At 30.6% G+C, this 15,399-nt stretch carries 14 protein-coding genes and 1 tRNA gene; 7 read left to right on the top strand and 8 right to left on the bottom strand.

Features of this window, described 5'->3' with window-relative positions; all coding sequences use genetic code 11:
- Nucleotides 1-186 precede the first annotated feature (186 nt).
- Nucleotides 187-1,290: a nucleotidyl transferase AbiEii/AbiGii toxin family protein gene (locus ACSHW5_RS06280; RefSeq protein WP_435675262.1), complete on the bottom strand. Its 1,104-nt coding sequence runs from the start codon at nucleotides 1,288-1,290 to the stop codon at nucleotides 187-189.
- Complete coding sequence (locus tag ACSHW5_RS06285; protein WP_435675263.1) at nucleotides 1,287-2,051, bottom strand: DUF6577 family protein; 765 nt, start codon at nucleotides 2,049-2,051, stop codon at nucleotides 1,287-1,289. Before ACSHW5_RS06285 ends, ACSHW5_RS06280 begins: the two co-directional genes overlap by 4 nt.
- A 362-nt stretch (nucleotides 2,052-2,413) precedes the next feature.
- Between ACSHW5_RS06285 and ACSHW5_RS06290 the strand changes: the two genes are divergently transcribed.
- Nucleotides 2,414-2,542: a hypothetical protein gene (locus ACSHW5_RS06290; protein ID WP_435675264.1), complete on the top strand. Its 129-nt coding sequence runs from the start codon at nucleotides 2,414-2,416 to the stop codon at nucleotides 2,540-2,542.
- A 236-nt stretch (nucleotides 2,543-2,778) separates the two neighbouring features.
- On the opposite strand, the gene ACSHW5_RS06295 is transcribed toward ACSHW5_RS06290, so the two are convergent.
- Nucleotides 2,779-2,852 (bottom strand) — tRNA-Ile (locus ACSHW5_RS06295).
- A gap of 122 nt (nucleotides 2,853-2,974) precedes the next feature.
- On the opposite strand from ACSHW5_RS06295, the gene ACSHW5_RS06300 reads away from it, so the two are divergent.
- On the top strand, nucleotides 2,975-4,831 hold the full coding sequence (locus ACSHW5_RS06300; protein WP_435675265.1) for an FG-GAP-like repeat-containing protein: 1,857 nt from the start codon (nucleotides 2,975-2,977) through the stop codon (nucleotides 4,829-4,831).
- Here the strand turns inward: ACSHW5_RS06300 and ACSHW5_RS06305 are convergent, their stop codons facing one another.
- Nucleotides 4,832-5,803: a polyprenyl synthetase family protein gene (locus ACSHW5_RS06305; RefSeq protein WP_435675266.1), complete on the bottom strand. Its 972-nt coding sequence runs from the start codon at nucleotides 5,801-5,803 to the stop codon at nucleotides 4,832-4,834.
- A 126-nt stretch (nucleotides 5,804-5,929) separates the two neighbouring features.
- Between ACSHW5_RS06305 and ACSHW5_RS06310 the strand changes: the two genes are divergently transcribed.
- The 4 genes from ACSHW5_RS06310 to ACSHW5_RS06325 are packed head-to-tail and all read left to right on the top strand — an operon-like array spanning nucleotide 5,930 to nucleotide 12,605.
- A complete protein-coding gene (locus ACSHW5_RS06310) occupies nucleotides 5,930-6,523 on the top strand; it encodes a TetR/AcrR family transcriptional regulator (RefSeq protein ID WP_435675267.1) in 594 nt (197 codons plus the stop codon).
- A gap of 11 nt (nucleotides 6,524-6,534) precedes the next feature.
- Nucleotides 6,535-7,881, top strand: coding sequence for a TolC family protein (locus ACSHW5_RS06315; protein WP_435675268.1), 1,347 nt, complete (start codon nucleotides 6,535-6,537; stop codon nucleotides 7,879-7,881).
- A gap of 6 nt (nucleotides 7,882-7,887) precedes the next feature.
- Entirely contained in the window at nucleotides 7,888-9,060 is a 1,173-nt protein-coding gene (locus ACSHW5_RS06320; RefSeq protein ID WP_435675269.1) for an efflux RND transporter periplasmic adaptor subunit, read from the top strand.
- Nucleotides 9,061-9,071: 11 nt separating this feature from the next.
- The gene (locus tag ACSHW5_RS06325; protein WP_435675270.1) at nucleotides 9,072-12,605 is read left to right on the top strand and encodes an efflux RND transporter permease subunit; all 3,534 of its coding nucleotides are present in this window, start codon (nucleotides 9,072-9,074) and stop codon (nucleotides 12,603-12,605) included.
- Nucleotides 12,606-12,685: 80 nt separating this feature from the next.
- Here the strand turns inward: ACSHW5_RS06325 and ACSHW5_RS06330 are convergent, their stop codons facing one another.
- Genes ACSHW5_RS06330 through ACSHW5_RS06345 form a run of 4 tightly spaced genes read right to left on the bottom strand, consistent with a single transcriptional unit; the run spans nucleotide 12,686 to nucleotide 14,789 of the window.
- The gene (locus ACSHW5_RS06330) at nucleotides 12,686-13,327 is read right to left on the bottom strand and encodes a hypothetical protein (RefSeq protein WP_435675271.1); all 642 of its coding nucleotides are present in this window, start codon (nucleotides 13,325-13,327) and stop codon (nucleotides 12,686-12,688) included.
- Nucleotides 13,328-13,762, bottom strand: coding sequence for a hypothetical protein (locus tag ACSHW5_RS06335; RefSeq protein WP_435675272.1), 435 nt, complete (start codon nucleotides 13,760-13,762; stop codon nucleotides 13,328-13,330).
- A 20-nt stretch (nucleotides 13,763-13,782) separates the two neighbouring features.
- A complete protein-coding gene (locus ACSHW5_RS06340) occupies nucleotides 13,783-14,337 on the bottom strand; it encodes a hypothetical protein (protein ID WP_435675273.1) in 555 nt (184 codons plus the stop codon).
- Nucleotides 14,338-14,381: 44 nt separating this feature from the next.
- A complete protein-coding gene (locus ACSHW5_RS06345) occupies nucleotides 14,382-14,789 on the bottom strand; it encodes a hypothetical protein (RefSeq protein ID WP_435675274.1) in 408 nt (135 codons plus the stop codon).
- Between the two features lie 132 nt (nucleotides 14,790-14,921).
- On the opposite strand from ACSHW5_RS06345, the gene ACSHW5_RS06350 reads away from it, so the two are divergent.
- The gene (locus tag ACSHW5_RS06350; protein ID WP_435675275.1) at nucleotides 14,922-15,392 is read left to right on the top strand and encodes a regulatory protein RecX; all 471 of its coding nucleotides are present in this window, start codon (nucleotides 14,922-14,924) and stop codon (nucleotides 15,390-15,392) included.
- Nucleotides 15,393-15,399: the final 7 nt, after the last annotated feature.

A 15,399-nucleotide genomic window follows, 5' to 3' on the forward strand; every position in this document is an offset into this window, starting at 1 on the left:
CACTTTTTAACCAGCTTTCTCAGTGAGAATTAATCTCATTTTCAGCATATTGTTTTAAATAACTTCTTTCATCAAAATATAAGTTAGAAAGCCCTATTTTATTTAACTTATCTAGTATTTTATTGGCTAAATTTTTCCCTTTTTTATTAATCGCTAAATTATTAATAATTGCTAGTACCTGTAATATTAATCAATCAAATTCATTACTTCTAGGGCTTTGTGCCAATAGTAAAAACTTGATTTGTCTGGCTGTCTTTTTAGCCGGTTCAAGAAGTTCCAATCTTGATTTTCAATATTCCATTCCTTTATGTCTTGTTCTTGAAAATATTCGATAGGAGATACATCTTTGTTCAATATTTTAGCTGATAAATAAGCAATTCTTGCAGTAGCAGGAACAGCATCATCAAGTCTGAAATTTCCGTTCATTAAAAAACCTGTACCAAAAGCTCTTATTCCTTTTTGGAGTTCGGTGAACTTTTGTTTTTCATCTGTTGAGCCTTTTCCTTTTTTAGCGAGAATAGAACAAGTATCTATGGTGTCTTGCAGTACATTTTCTAAAGTCAAGTCTGATGTTTCAGTCTTACGATATTCAATTTCTTGTGCGGCAAAGGCTTCAAAGCTTTTAGAAACAACTTCCATATTTTCTATTCTTTCGAAGAGCTTACTTAAATCAAATAATTGTTTGCAAATTTCCATTGAAAACGGCTGTTGATCTCTTCCTTTAAAATAGGGAATACCAACGGTATTTGGAGCAAAAGCAGTAAGCTTATCTCCTGTTATAGCATCAATAGTAGGTACTACAATATTTGTTTCGTTTACTGTTTCAATCCATTTGGTTTGAACTGGTTTTTCAGTTAATTGAGGATAAAGAGAATCTTCAATTAAGATATCTAAGAGAATGGTTCCAGAATATTTTCCTTTCGTAGCAGAATCAAAAGTAAAAGAATAGTGCGCTTTTGGAACACCTTCTTTATAACTACGGTGTTCATCTAATTCAAATGATTTGAAGTTTGATGAATCAATAACCTTATTCAAAATATTTTCTAAAGTTTCTCTATCTGTTTTACAGATGATATCAATATCAATGGAGAATCTATTTCCTTCCTCCAACAAAAGCACTAGACTCGTTCCGCCTTTAAAAACAAAATCTAGACCATTGGTTTTTAGGCGTTCCAGTAAATGCAGCGCATAAATCATTTTTTCCAAAATAGCTTTATCTATTCTCCTATGGGCGGCCTGCTTTTTGAAACTGTCTAACCACTCTTCCGTAAAGCAATGTTCTTTTATCATTCTATTATGTCTTTAACTAAATGGAACATATAGTTAGTCATAAATTGCTTAATATCTTGTTCTCTATCTCTACGCTTTGCATAGCTAAATAGTTTGGTGTAATTCAGCGTATAATTCTTTAAGGCATTTTCAAATACGTGCATCAATTCTGCTCCTTGGTAGAAATAGAATAGTTTGTTTTCTGTAAAAAGGTCTACTAATATTTTTTCAAGCAGAGGAGTATAGAATTTGATTTTCTTTTCTGCTCTTTTTGAAATTGGTGACCTAGTTACTAGTTTTTTTATGACAACAGGATTTTGACTCTCTGAAATATAAAAGTCAATTGCTTTTTCGTCTGGATTTAGATAAAAGTCAAGTTTAAAGTTGTCTCTCAATTCGTAGTATAGAGATTCAACAAAGTCTTTTTCAATTTCAATTATTATCATTTTTTTACCTGATTGATGTTGCGCAAATTGATTTACCCAATCAGTATCCCATATACAATGTTTTACATCTTCAAAACTCTCTGAAATTACTTTAGCGAGTTTTAAAATTTCTCCAGAAATTTCAGGTTTATATTTCGGCTTGTACGAAATTGTGTAATGTCCTCTTTGAATTGATTTAATGATATCCTTTTTCTTGAGGTCATATATCCTCCATCCAAAAGTACCTTCTTTCAGGTTTGGTTCGAAATACCTAAAAAAGTCAAATAGCTCTTCTCTCGAAAAAATATCTCTGTCTTTAAATTCCTCTATAAGTCTATTTTCAATGATTCTTGGCATAACATATTTAACTTATGCCAAATATAGTAAAAATTGGCGAATATTGGATATCAAAAATACGCCAGTAAACAGAATTACTGGCAAATATTTGAAATGAAATTATAAATCATAGGGATAGTGAAAGCTCTTTTTATTTTGTGAAGTGGGAATACTTAACCTTACAGCAGCTTTCTTAAATTAATCGTTTTAACGCAACAAAACGCTATTTTAAGAAGTTACCTCTTCACACTTCTTTTCATCCACTTTCAACAAAGCATTTTTCTAACTATAAACACGAAGATATCTATGGTTTAGAACATACTCCAAAAAGATGAACGCTTCCATTTCTAAGACCCAAAACCAAAATAAAAGGATTAAAACTAGTGGGACAAGACACAACCATGGTTGGTATTGCAGCAGCCATGCTTTCCGGAGTTTTGTGCGCAACCACCATATTAAAACTAAAATCTAGACACTTATTTAAAGATTTAAAAAAATTTCAGAATAATTGATACAAATGCTTTGGCAGAATGCTCTTAATTTGAAGATTAAAACATGAAAAGTACCATTTAGAAGTGTTAGAAACGTAGGAACCTTCCTTTTTTAGACCTATAAATATGCATGATTACGTTATAAATTCTATAACTTTTGGAATTCATTTATATGAATAGGTTATCAGTTCATTTAAATTATGGCACTTACAAAAAAATAAAAACCTCATAATCTATTGATTATGAGGTTTAAAAGGTGGTCCCACTTGGGCTCGAACCAAGGACCCTCTGATTATGAGTCAGATGCTCTAACCAGCTGAGCTATGGGACCAAATTAATTGGCTGCAAATGTAGTACTTTTTTTATTTATTTTTAAAATAAATTTACAAAAAATTGTAATTAGATTTGTTCCTTGTTAAAAATCAACATTTCTAATCAATAAACCCTGTTTTAATGAAATCCCTGCTTACTTTACTACTCCTAATTTTTTCAACACACATAAGTGCTCAATTAATAGACAAAGCTTCAGAAATAGGTATAAACCATGTTGCAAATGACCTTGCAAACATGGGAGGTGGCGCAGTTTTTTTTGATTATAATAATGACAGTTGGGAAGACTTATACATCACTGGTGCTTTTGATGAAGATTCGCTTTATAAAAATAATGGTGATGGTACTTTTACAAAAACAACCAGCATTGGTTTTGCAAGTACACTTAATTATAATACTACGGCAGCGGTTAGTGGAGATGTAAATAACGATGGTTATAGAGATCTTTTGGTGACCACTTGGGGAGAAAATCAAGGTGGAAATAGATTTGGAAGAAACTTACTTTTTATAAATAATGGAGACGGAACATTTACAGAATCTGGTGTTTCTTGGGGCTTAACCGAAGAAAGTTTTTCTATGGGAGCCAGCCTATTTGATTATAATAATGACGGTTTTTTAGATATTTACGTTATAAATTATCAAAAACAAGCAAAAGTATTATATGATGACAATGGAGAAATCAATGGTTTTGACCATGAATGTTTTGATAATTATTTTTACGAAAACAATGGTAATAATACTTTCACAGAAAAAGCTGTAGCGCTCGGAATAAACAATAATGGCTGTGGTTTAGCTGTAATGCCAACAGATTATAATCAAGATTTTAATCAAGATATTTACCTTGCTAACGATTTTGGCGAATTTATTGTGCCTAACATATTGTATAAAAATAACAATGCAGGTACAAGTTTTACAGATGTTTCGGAAGCAACAAAAGCAAATGTTGCCAAATGTGCAATGGGAATTTCTTCTGCCGATATAGACAAAGATTTAGATTTTGATTACTATATCTGCAATCTAGGTAGAAACGTTTTATTGCAAAATGATGGCGAGAATATATTTACAGACATTAGCACAAATGCCGGTGTAGAAAACACGTATTCTCAAGAAGGTTCTGGGCTTTTTAGCACCAGTTGGGGAACTGCCTTTTTAGACATCAATAACGATACTTGGCAAGATTTATTTGTAGCCAATGGTAAAATTCCTGCAGCCCCTTTTATTTCAACCGGAGACAGCGACCCTAATTTTCTATTTACAAACAACGGAGATGGTACTTTTTCTGAAACCAAAATTAGCGTTCATGACAAAAATAGAGGAAGAGGAATGGCTTATTCAGATTATGATAAAGATGGCGATTTAGACCTTGTAGTAGTAGTTTTAAAAAATTCTATAAGTACAAATCCGAAAACAACTTTTTTTCAAAATCAATTAAATCCAAATGGTACGGACGGAAAAAATTGGGTACAATTCCAACTAGAGGGAAAAACCATCAATAAAGATGCAATAGGCGCAAAAGTTATAGTAACTGTGAATGGCGAAAAATTGATTCAAGAAGTTCATGGGCAAGGAAGTCATGCTAGTCAGCACTCTTTAATATTGCATTTTGGCTTGGCCAATAGCAGTACAGTTTCGGAGGTAGAAGTAGTATGGTCTGCCACAAAAAAGCAAACTGTTACAAATATCGAAGCAAATAAAAGATATGTTTTAAAAGAAGACGAAACTTTAAGTGCAGAAGAGTATTCTTTGGTTGATAAAAAAGCAATAAAAGTATTTCCAAATCCTATGAATGAAAATCTTTACGTTCAAAACATCAACCAAAAAAGCACCATTATTATAAGCACATTAGATGGTAAAACCATCTTAAAAAAAGAGTTACATATTGATGAAAAACTAAATGTATCTATCTTAAATTCTGGCATTTACTTTATACAAATCTTTAACAACAACCAAAACCATCATCAAATCATTGTAAAAGAATAATTACACAGATCTATTCATTAACCAAAGTCCGAAATTCTTTAAACCTTGTTTGTTTTCTTTAGAAATATTCATTTCTGACAAGGTTTCAAAAGCTTTTTCTGTATACATCTGAATCTGTTCTTTTATTAAAGCAGGAATCTGATTTACTTCAAAAATACGGGTTACTTCGGTTATTTTACTTGTATTCTCTTTTAGCTTTTGATTGTACAGCGCTTGTAATTTTTGTGTGTCTGAGGCATTAGAAATCTCTAAAGCTTTTAAATACAAAAATGTTTTCTTGTTTTCAATAATGTCTCCACCTATTTGTTTTCCAAAAGTTTCCGGATCTCCAAAAGTGTCTAAATAATCATCTTGTAATTGAAACGCTAGTCCTAAATTCAACCCAAAATCATAAATTAAATGGGCATTTTCTTCCGTAGTTTCTGCCACTATAGCGCCCATTTTTAATGCTGCAGCTACTAAAACTGAAGTTTTTAAACGAATCATGTTAATATATTCATCAATAGTTACATCATTTCTAGTTTCAAAATCTACGTCTAATTGTTGTCCGTCACAAACCTCTAAAGCTGTTTTACTAAAAAGTTGCGCTAATTTTTGAAATACAACAGGTTCATAATTCTCAAAATATTGATACGCTAAAATTAACATGGCGTCTCCAGATAAAATTCCAGTATTTGTATCCCATTTTTCATGAACAGTTTCCTGGCCTCTTCGTAACGGAGCAGCATCCATAATATCATCATGTATCAACGTAAAATTATGAAAAACCTCAATTGCCAAAGCCGCTGGCATTGCTTTTTGGTATTCATTAGAAAAAATATCTGCCGCCATTAAGGTTAGAATGGGTCGCATTCTTTTACCTCCCAATTTAATAATATAATCTATGGGTTCGTATAAATTTCTAGGCTCTCTAACCCATTTTTTAGATTCTAAATACGTGATAAAATCTTTTTGATAGTGTAAAATATCCAAATCTTTAATTTTTTGTAAAAATAGCGTAAACAATTTTCTCAATTTAATTCAAATGTAAAAAAATAATTAAACTTTGGAAACTTATTTTGTTTTTAAAGTTTCCTGTTGTACATTTGCCCCCGAATTATGAGAGAAAAAATATTAGAAAAATCGAAAGAACTCTTCTTAAACTTAGGTTTTAAAAGTGTTACCATGGATGAAATAGCCAATTCATTAGGCGTTTCTAAAAAAACAATATACAAATATTACAAGAACAAAACCGAACTAGTGGATGCTGTAACAAATCATATGTTTGATACAATTTGTGGCGGTATAGATAGTATCTGTGAGTTAAATATGAATCCTATTGAAGAGCTTTTTTCTATAAAAAGATTGGTACTAGAAAATTTAAAAGACGAAAAATCTTCACCTTTTTATCAACTTCAAAAATATTATCCTAAGATTTATGCATCTTTAAAGCAAAAACAGTTTCATATAATGCAAGATTGTGTCATAAACAATCTAAAAAACGGCATTGAAATGGAATTGTACAGACCTGCAATAGACTTAGAATTTATATCTAGAATATATTTTAACGGCATTGTTGGTATTAAAGATAAAGATTTATTTCCATTAACAAATTATTCTATGAACACCTTATTAAATTATTTTTTAGAGTATCATTTAAGAGGAATTTGCACAGAAAAAGGAATACTACAATTAGAAAACCAATTAAATTAGAGAAAAATAACATGAAAAAATTACTACTGGTTTGCTTAAGCACCTGTTTTTTCTTAGTCACAAACGCACAAGAAAAAACTATGAAACTATCTTTAAAAGAAGCCATAAGCTTTGGTATTGAAAATAGTTACAATACTAAAGCATCTAAAAACGATATTAAAGCCGCCAACCAAAAAGTTTGGGAAACAACGGCAACTGGTTTGCCTCAAATTAGTGGAACTGTAGATTATACAAATTGGTTAAAACAACAAGTTTCTTTGCTTCCGGCAGAATTAGTTGGTGGAACCGCAGGAACTTTTGAACCCGTTACTTTTAGTCCAAAACAAAATATGAGTGCTACCGTAACCTTAAAACAATTGATTTTTGACGGCTCTTATTTGGTAGGATTACAAGCATCAAAAACATATTTAAAAATATCTAAACAAGCAAATGAAAAAACAGAACTCTTAACTAGAGAAGCTATTATTAATGCCTATGGGAATGTTTTAGTTGCAGAAAATAGCATGGTTATTTTACAAGGAAACATTAAAATTTTAGAAAAAAACTTGCATGATGCTAAAAAAATCTATGAAAATGGTTTTAATGAAGAAGAAGATGTAGAACAATTAGAAATAACCTTAGGGAACTTAAAAAGCCAGTTAAATAGTGTTACTAGAATGAAAGACATTGCCTACAAAATGTTAAACCTATCTTTAGGAAACACTATTGAAACGCCACTTTTACTAACAGATTCTTTAGATTCTTTAGCCGAGCAAAACACCAATCTAAGTATCATTGCAAATGATTTTAATGTAGACAATCATATAGATTTTAAAATTGCACAAAACGACAGAGAATCTAAAAGATTACTTGTAAAGTTAGAAAAAAGCAAAGCCTTACCAAGTTTATCTGCGTATGTAAATTATGGAGCACAAGCATACTCAAGTGATTTTACATTTTTTAAAACAGAACAAAATTGGTTTAACTCTTCTTTATTGGGTGTAAGTTTAAACATCCCAATTTTTAGTAGTTTACAAAGAAGTTCTAAAACAGCACAAGCAAAAATTGCTTTAGAAACAGCAGATATTAGATTAGAAGAAACAAAACAACGTTTAACTTTATTGGCAGAAAATGCAAAAAGCGAATACCAATTAAGCATAGAAAACTATGGTACCGCAAAGAAAAACGTTGGTTTGGCAGAAAGAATAGAAAAAAAACAACGTATTAAATTCTTTGAAGGAATTTCTTCTAGTTTCGATTTACTACAAGCTCAAAACCAATTATACACCCAACAACAAACATATATACAATCTATGTTAGAAGTAATTGCCAAAAAAGCAACCTTAGAAAACGCATTAAACTTACCAATTAAACAATAACCAGGCATGAAAAAAATATATTCACTATTAGTAATCGCACTTGTTTTAAGCTCTTGTGGAGAGCAAAAACCAACATCAGTTGCAGCCATAATTTCTGCAGGAGATTTAAAGGAGTTAACGGCTAAAAAGAAAGAAATTACAGCAAAATTAGAAGCTATAAATATAGATTTAGAAGCTTTAAACGCTGCTATTTCAGAAAAAGACTCTGTTAAAAAACTACCTTTAATTACCACTATTAAAGCCAAAGAAGAAGTTTTTAAACATTTCTTAGAAATTCAAGGAAACGTAAAAACGAAACAAAATATTTTAATTTATCCAGAAACAGCAGGTATATTAAAAACTATTTTTGTAAAAGAAGGACAAAAAGTTTCTAAAGGACAATTATTAGCAACCATAGATGATGGAGGTTTAAGCAACCAAGTAGCACAATTAGAAGCAACAACACAATTGGCTAAAACTACTTTTGAGCGTCAAAACCGTTTGTGGGATCAAAAAATTGGTTCAGAAATTCAGTTTTTACAAGCAAAAGCTAATTATGTTGCACAAAACAACTCGCTAAAGCAACTTAAGAGTCAATTAGCAAAATCTTCTATTAAAGCTCCTTTTTCTGGTGTTATAGATGATGTTATCAAAGAATCTGGTTCTGTAGTTGCCCCAGGAATGGGTTCAGAAATTTTTAGAATCGTAAATCTTAACAACATGTATGTAGAAGCAGAAGTGCCAGAAAGATACATTACCAGCGTTCAAAAAAATAAAGAAGTAAAAGTAGAATTTCCTGTTCTTAATACTACTATAAACAGTACAATAAGACAGGTTGGTAGTTTTATCAACCCTAATAATAGATCATTTAAAATAGAAGTTCCGGTAGCAAATAAAAGTGGAAATATAAAACCAAATTTAACTGCAAAACTTCAAATTAATGATTATACAAATGAAAGTTCTATTTTAATTCCGCAGAGTATTATTTCTGAAAATGCCAACGGAGAACAATTTGTATATATTATAAAAAACAAAACAATTAACAACGAAGCTACTGCAGAAAGACACGTTATTAAAACAGGTAAAACACAAGGCAATTTTATTGAAATTTTAAGTGATTTTCCTATAGGAACAGAAATTATTGAAGAAGGTGCACGTAGTGTAAATAACGGACAATCAGTAAAAGTTATCAATAAATAAAAAAATTAGCGATGACAAAACAAAAAAAACAGGTAGATAAAGAGTTTAAATTATCTTCTTGGGCAATTCACAATAAAACAACCATTTACGTACTAATGGCTGTGCTATTTTTCTATGGTATTTCTGCTTACTTAAGCATGGCCAGAGAAAATTTCCCTGAGGTTAAAGAAACTAAAATTTACATTAGTACCATATACCCTGGTAATACAGCAGAAGATATAGAAAAACTAATTACAGACCCTTTAGAAGATAAAGTAAAAACAACAAGTAATGTGGTAGAAGTAACCTCTACCTCTCAGGAAGACTACTCAATGGTAATTGTTGAGTTTGATGAAAACATTTCTGTAGAACTTGCAAAACAAAAGGTTAAAGATGAAATAGACACGCAAACTTCTAGTGAAGATTGGCCAACTTTTAACGGAGCTAAAGTAGAACCCAATGTATTTGATTTAAGTTTGTCAGAAGAAATTGCCATCTTAAACATTAATATTTCTGGTGATTATCCTGTTTATAAATTAAAAGAATTTGGAGAGTATTTACAAGATGAAATAGAAGATTTAACGGAGATTAAAAAAGTAGATATCCGTGGAGCTCAAGAAAAAGAAGTAGAAGTTGCTGTAGATGTCTATAAAATGATGGCTGCCAAAGTAAGTTTTAATGATATAACCTCTGCTATTAGCAACGGAAACGTAACCATGTCTGCCGGTAATTTTATTACAAGCGGACAAAGAAGAACAGTTAGAATAATTGGTGAAATTGAAAAACCTAGCGCATTAGAAGACTTTGTTATTAAGTCTGAATTTAACAACCCAATATATCTAAAAGACGTAGCTACTGTTGCCTTTAAAGACAAAGACAAAACAACTTTTGCCCGAGAAAACGGAAAAGCAGTTGTAATGTTAGATGTTAAAAAAAGGGCCGGTAAAAACATGGTTGCGGCATCAGAACAAATACAGGCAATTGTAAAAAATGCCAAAGAAAATCATTTCCCAAAAGATTTAAAAGTAACCATTACCAATGATCAATCTCCAAAAACCATTGGTCAAGTAGATGATTTGGTAAACAACATTATTTTTGGAGTTATCTTAGTAGTAACCGTTTTAATGTTTTTCTTAGGCTTTAAAAATGCCGTTTTTGTTGGTTTTGCAATACCAATGTCTATGTTTATGTCTTTAATGATTTTAAACCTATTGGGCTATACCATGAATACCATGATACTTTTCGGATTAATTATGGGACTTGGAATGCTGGTGGATAACGGAATTGTTGTTGTTGAAAACGTGTATCGTTTAATGGATGAAGAAGGAATGAGTAGAATTGAAGCTGCCAAAAAAGGGATTAGCGAAATTGCATATCCTATTATTATATCTACAGCTACAACCGTTGCCGCATTTATTCCACTAGGTCTTTGGCCTGGAGTTATGGGAGATTTTATGGTATTATTACCTATAACTTTATCTACCGTTTTAGGATCTTCTTTATTAGTTGCAATTTTCTTTAACTCGGTGTTGGTTTCTCAATTTATGAGTGTAGAAGACGTTGATATGCCTATTAAAAAAATTGCTATTCTTACAGCAATAATGACGGTTTTAGGTATCATTATTTTAATAATCGGAGGTACGTATAGTGCGCTGGGTTCTTTAATGATTTTCACGGCAATTATGCTTTGGGTGTATCGTTTATTCTTAAGAGGTTGGGCAAATAGTTTTCAAAACAACGTATTACCTATCTTAGAAAAATGGTACGAAAATAGTTTAAGAAAATCTTTAACTGGCAAAAGGCCTTACTTTTTAGTCCTTGGAACTATCATTTTATTATTTGCTTCTTTTATTGCTTTCGGATGGTCTTTAGGTACTCAAAGAACCAAAGTAGAATTTTTTCCAGATAACAAACCAAATCAAATAATTGTCTATATAGAATACCCAGAAGGAACAGATATTCAAAAAACTAATGACATTACAAAACTAATTGAAGCAAAAGTAGAATCCGTTTTATATGGTGATGACTATATGGATGGTGACTATAACTTTATGGTAGAAAGTTTAGTTTCTCAAGTTGGTGAAGGCGCAGGAAACCCACAAACAGACGGCGGTTCTGCAGCAGAAATGCCTCATAAAGGAAAAGTAACGGCCTCTATGAGAGAGTATAAATATAGAAGAGGTTTAGACAGTGAGTTAATGCGCCAAAAAGTACAAACGGCATTAGTGGGTATTTATCCGGGGGTTTTAATTTCTGTAGAAAAAGATGCCAACGGACCACCTGTAGGATCGCCTATTAATATTGAAATTGAAGGAGATGATTATGCCGAATTGATTCACATAGCGCAAAGAATGCGAGATTTTATCAATACAAAAAGCATCTCTGGTATTGATGAATTAAAAATAGATGTGAACAGAGACAAACCAGGAATGGAAGTTTTAGTCGATAGAAAAAAAGCAGGAGAATTGGGCGTTTCTACCGGACAAGTTGGGCAACAATTAAGAGCTTCTATTTTTGGGAATAAAGCAGGCGTTTATAAAGAAGATGGTGACGATTATGATATTTATGTTCGTTTTAATAAAGAAGATAGATATAATACCAGCGCTCTATTTAATCAGAATATAATTTTTAGAGACATGGCTTCTGGTAAAATAAAAGAAATTCCGGTTTCTACAGTAGCCACACAAAAAAACAACTCTGGTTTTAGCGCTATAAAACACAAAGATGTAAAAAGAGTGGTAACTGTTTATTCTGCTTTAGCACCAGGAGAAACAGATGCAGCAGCTGTTGTTGGTAAAATTCAGAATGAAATGAAAAACTTTAAGAATTTACCAAATGGAATAAAAATAGATTATACAGGGCAAATTGAAGAACAAAACAAACAAATGTTATTTTTAGTAGGTGCTTTCTTTACTGGTTTGGCGTTAATTTTCTTTATTTTAATTTTTCAATTTAACTCGGTTTCTAAACCAGGAATTATCATGTTGGCTATTTTCTTAAGCTTTATTGGAGTTTTTGGCGGAATTGTAATTTCTGGAAGCTCTTTTGTAATTATGATGACCATGATGGGTATTATATCACTTGCAGGAATTGTTGTAAATAATGGTGTTGTACTTTTAGATTATGCTCAATTATTAATAGACAGAAAGAAAGGTGAATTAGAATTAGAGCACAATGAATACCTTGATAAGGAAAACTTATTTGAAGCAATTGTAAAAGCAGGAGGAGCACGTTTAAGACCCGTTTTATTAACTGCAATTACAACTATTTTAGGTTTAATTCCGTTAGCAATTGGTTTAAATATAAACTTCTTTAGTTTGTTTACAGAATACAACCCTCATATTTATATGGGAGGAGATAACGTTGTGTTTTGGGGACCTTTAGCTTGGACCGTAATTTATGGTTTGCTAATAGCTACTTTTTTAACATTGATTGTTGTACCTGTTTTATTCTACTTAATTACATTATTTAAAATGTGGTTAAAACGCTCTACAAGTAATCTAGATATGATTCCAGAACCTATTTTTAATGAAGATAAAAGAATAGACGAAAAAAATCAAATCTAATTTATAGAACTTTTATAATAAAAAAAGGGTTAAAATCAGTTTGATTTTAACCCTTTTTTACTTGCTTTATTTTTGTAACACTAATTTCTTGTACCAATCCAAACTGTGCCTTTTTTGTTAAAATACGTAGTTTCACCAAATGTATCTGTGTAAGATCTTACATTTTCTTTTAACTTTCTTTTGTACCATTTTTTACTTGCTATAAAATCTTCTTTAGTCATGTATTCATCCTCAGACATGGCAACATCTTCTGTTGTAAAATAATCTTCATCCAAAGCATATATCCAATCAAAGGTATCTAATTCATTTTTTAATGTACCATAATTCTGAGTTGGCATTTTCCTTTGTTCTTTAGGGCGATAAAAAGTAAGATCATAAAAGTTTAAAAAACCGTCTATTGCACAAACAACTTGGGAGTTTTCTAAGTGAGGTTCATACAACCAAATTGCTAAATAATAAGGCTTCTCTAAAGTTTTAAGTTGCCTTTCCCAACTATTAAAAATTGCCACTAAACTTTCTAAAATTAATTTTCGAGCCTTTCTTTTGGGAGTTGGAATTATGGACCCAGAAATAGAAAGATCGCTAAAAGGACGCACCCAAACTTTTTCATAATTTCTTTGAAATCGTTCTAAATTTTCTAAATCTAGAATAAGGCTATCTTTTTTCCAACTTTCTATATTTTTAAAAATACCTTTTGTACCTCTTATTTTTTTTCCGTTCATTTAACCTTTCAGACGTTTAAAAACCCTGCCTTTAAATATTATATTATTTTCATTAATTATAATAGCCTCTGTACTATTGATTACGAATTTGTTTTGTGGTGAATCTTTAAATATTTTTGTGTAAAGCGCCATCGTTAAATACGGATTCATAATATTTTTAAAATCTATTGGATGCGCAAGTAATTCTGATAAAGAACAATAATTAGTGTTGGTAAAATCAGAAACATCGTTGTAAAGCTCGTCATCTATTTTAATTTCATCTCTAACCTCGTTGTATTCCTGCTCAATTAATTGCTGAAGTTCAAAGGATGATAAAACAACTTCATACGCACCATAAACGGTAGTTTCATCATCAAAAAAACGACCATAATTTAAACCATCATTTACCGTAAGAATTTCAGAATTAATTTCATTTCCATTTAAAAACACTTTCATTATAATATGTATATAATCCGTTATTTTCCTAAATACTTATTCGTTTGTTCGGGCAGTATTACAGCTTCATAATCAAACTCAGAAATCCAATCAAATTCAAAGACATTAAAACCATCAAAACATTCTATAGGTATTAATCTAAACGCTTTTAACGACATTAAAAAACGATCCATGCCACCGTAAGGAAAATTGCCTGTAGAATATTTTACAATGCCTTCTTCATCTTTTAACAACTCTAAACAATCCAAATCAACTTCAAAACCATATTCCAAATAATTAAAATAAGATACAATATTTTCATCAACTAAAACACTACTAGCATTTTCCTTAGAAAAAAATTTGCGTAAAAATTGATCTGCATACTCAGGAAATAAGCTTTTATACAATTCAATTTTTGGCCTATCATCATTCATAAAATCATCAATTTCTTCTTCTGTAGCCGTGTTCCAATCAATTTCAAAAGTATCTTCCTTTTCCGTATAACCAGGTTCTCTAACAGCACACATGTGCTTATATACTTCTTTAAAAGCCTCAAAATATTCCTTCTCTAAAATCTTAAATTTAATGTAAAGCATCTATTCTAAAATTGTTTTTAATTTTCTCAACCATTAGTACTTCATCAATTCTTTACATTATTTATAATAGAATCTTTGTACATCATGATTGAAATTTTATTTTTTACTTCATCTATAAAAACATATTCTGTAAAACACATAATATCTTTATGTTCAAATAAAATATTAACGTGACTAAAACCTAATTTCGACTTTGGTTTTACAAAGCTTTTCATTAAATAATTTAATAAAATGCTAAATATAGTTTGATGATTTTCTTCAAAATAATGAATAGCATTTACCTCAAAGTCATTCATACTATGTAAATAACTAACACTAATGTTATCTGCATACATATTGCAATAGCCATCTGTTTCTTGCTCTAAGACTATCTCAGTGCCATCATCTGTAACTTTTCTAAATCCCAAGGTAGAACTTACATAAATATAATCGTCATAATCTCTTGTTTGCATGTTTTTAAACTAATGTATTAATTATATATGAATGCTATTTCAAATATATATTTTTTTAATCATAATAAAGACACACATTAGCAATACAACTTAGAATCATGATAAATTAAAACCTTTTTGTATGTTTGTTTCATGACAAAAAAGGTATTTACTGTTGATGAAATAAAACGCAAATTAGAACAATATTGTGTTTATCAAGATAGATGTCATAAAGAAGTTGAGCAAAAGTTAAGGGAGTTTAGTTTAATTCCAGAAGCAAAAGAAATTATTCTTTTAAGTTTAATGAAAGACAATTTTTTAAATGAAGAACGCTTTTCTAAGAGTTTTGCAAGAGGTAAATTCAGAATTAAAAGCTGGGGAAAACAACGTATTGTAAGAGAGCTAAAATTTAGAGATATATCTATTTATAATATAAATACGGCTCTCAAAGAAATTGATGAACATGAGTATCTACAAACAATTTACAGAATCACTGAAAAGAGAAATGAGGTTATTTCAGAATCTAACCCATACAAAAGAAAGAAAAAATTGGTTGATTTTTTAATGCGCAAAGGTTTTGAGTATGAATTAATTTATAAAACGGTAAATGATATTTTATCTTAGATTAAAC

This window comes from Polaribacter sp. (assembly GCF_051251875.1).
Classification (GTDB): Bacteria; Bacteroidota; Bacteroidia; order Flavobacteriales; family Flavobacteriaceae; genus Polaribacter.

Excerpts from the sequence above, each read along its gene's own strand:
- ACSHW5_RS06280 (WP_435675262.1), bottom strand. The coding sequence starts at position 1,290 with ATGATAAAAGAACATTGCTTTACGGAAGAGTGGTTAGACAGTTTCAAA.
- ACSHW5_RS06285 (WP_435675263.1), bottom strand. The coding sequence starts at position 2,051 with ATGCCAAGAATCATTGAAAATAGACTTATAGAGGAATTTAAAGACAGA.
- ACSHW5_RS06300 (WP_435675265.1), top strand. The coding sequence starts at position 2,975 with ATGAAATCCCTGCTTACTTTACTACTCCTAATTTTTTCAACACACATA.
- ACSHW5_RS06310 (WP_435675267.1), top strand. The coding sequence starts at position 5,930 with ATGAGAGAAAAAATATTAGAAAAATCGAAAGAACTCTTCTTAAACTTA.
- ACSHW5_RS06315 (WP_435675268.1), top strand. The coding sequence starts at position 6,535 with ATGAAAAAATTACTACTGGTTTGCTTAAGCACCTGTTTTTTCTTAGTC.
- ACSHW5_RS06320 (WP_435675269.1), top strand. The coding sequence starts at position 7,888 with ATGAAAAAAATATATTCACTATTAGTAATCGCACTTGTTTTAAGCTCT.
- ACSHW5_RS06325 (WP_435675270.1), top strand. The coding sequence starts at position 9,072 with ATGACAAAACAAAAAAAACAGGTAGATAAAGAGTTTAAATTATCTTCT.
- ACSHW5_RS06330 (WP_435675271.1), bottom strand. The coding sequence starts at position 13,327 with ATGAACGGAAAAAAAATAAGAGGTACAAAAGGTATTTTTAAAAATATA.
- ACSHW5_RS06335 (WP_435675272.1), bottom strand. The coding sequence starts at position 13,762 with ATGAAAGTGTTTTTAAATGGAAATGAAATTAATTCTGAAATTCTTACG.
- ACSHW5_RS06340 (WP_435675273.1), bottom strand. The coding sequence starts at position 14,337 with ATGCTTTACATTAAATTTAAGATTTTAGAGAAGGAATATTTTGAGGCT.
- ACSHW5_RS06345 (WP_435675274.1), bottom strand. The coding sequence starts at position 14,789 with ATGCAAACAAGAGATTATGACGATTATATTTATGTAAGTTCTACCTTG.
- ACSHW5_RS06350 (WP_435675275.1), top strand. The coding sequence starts at position 14,922 with ATGACAAAAAAGGTATTTACTGTTGATGAAATAAAACGCAAATTAGAA.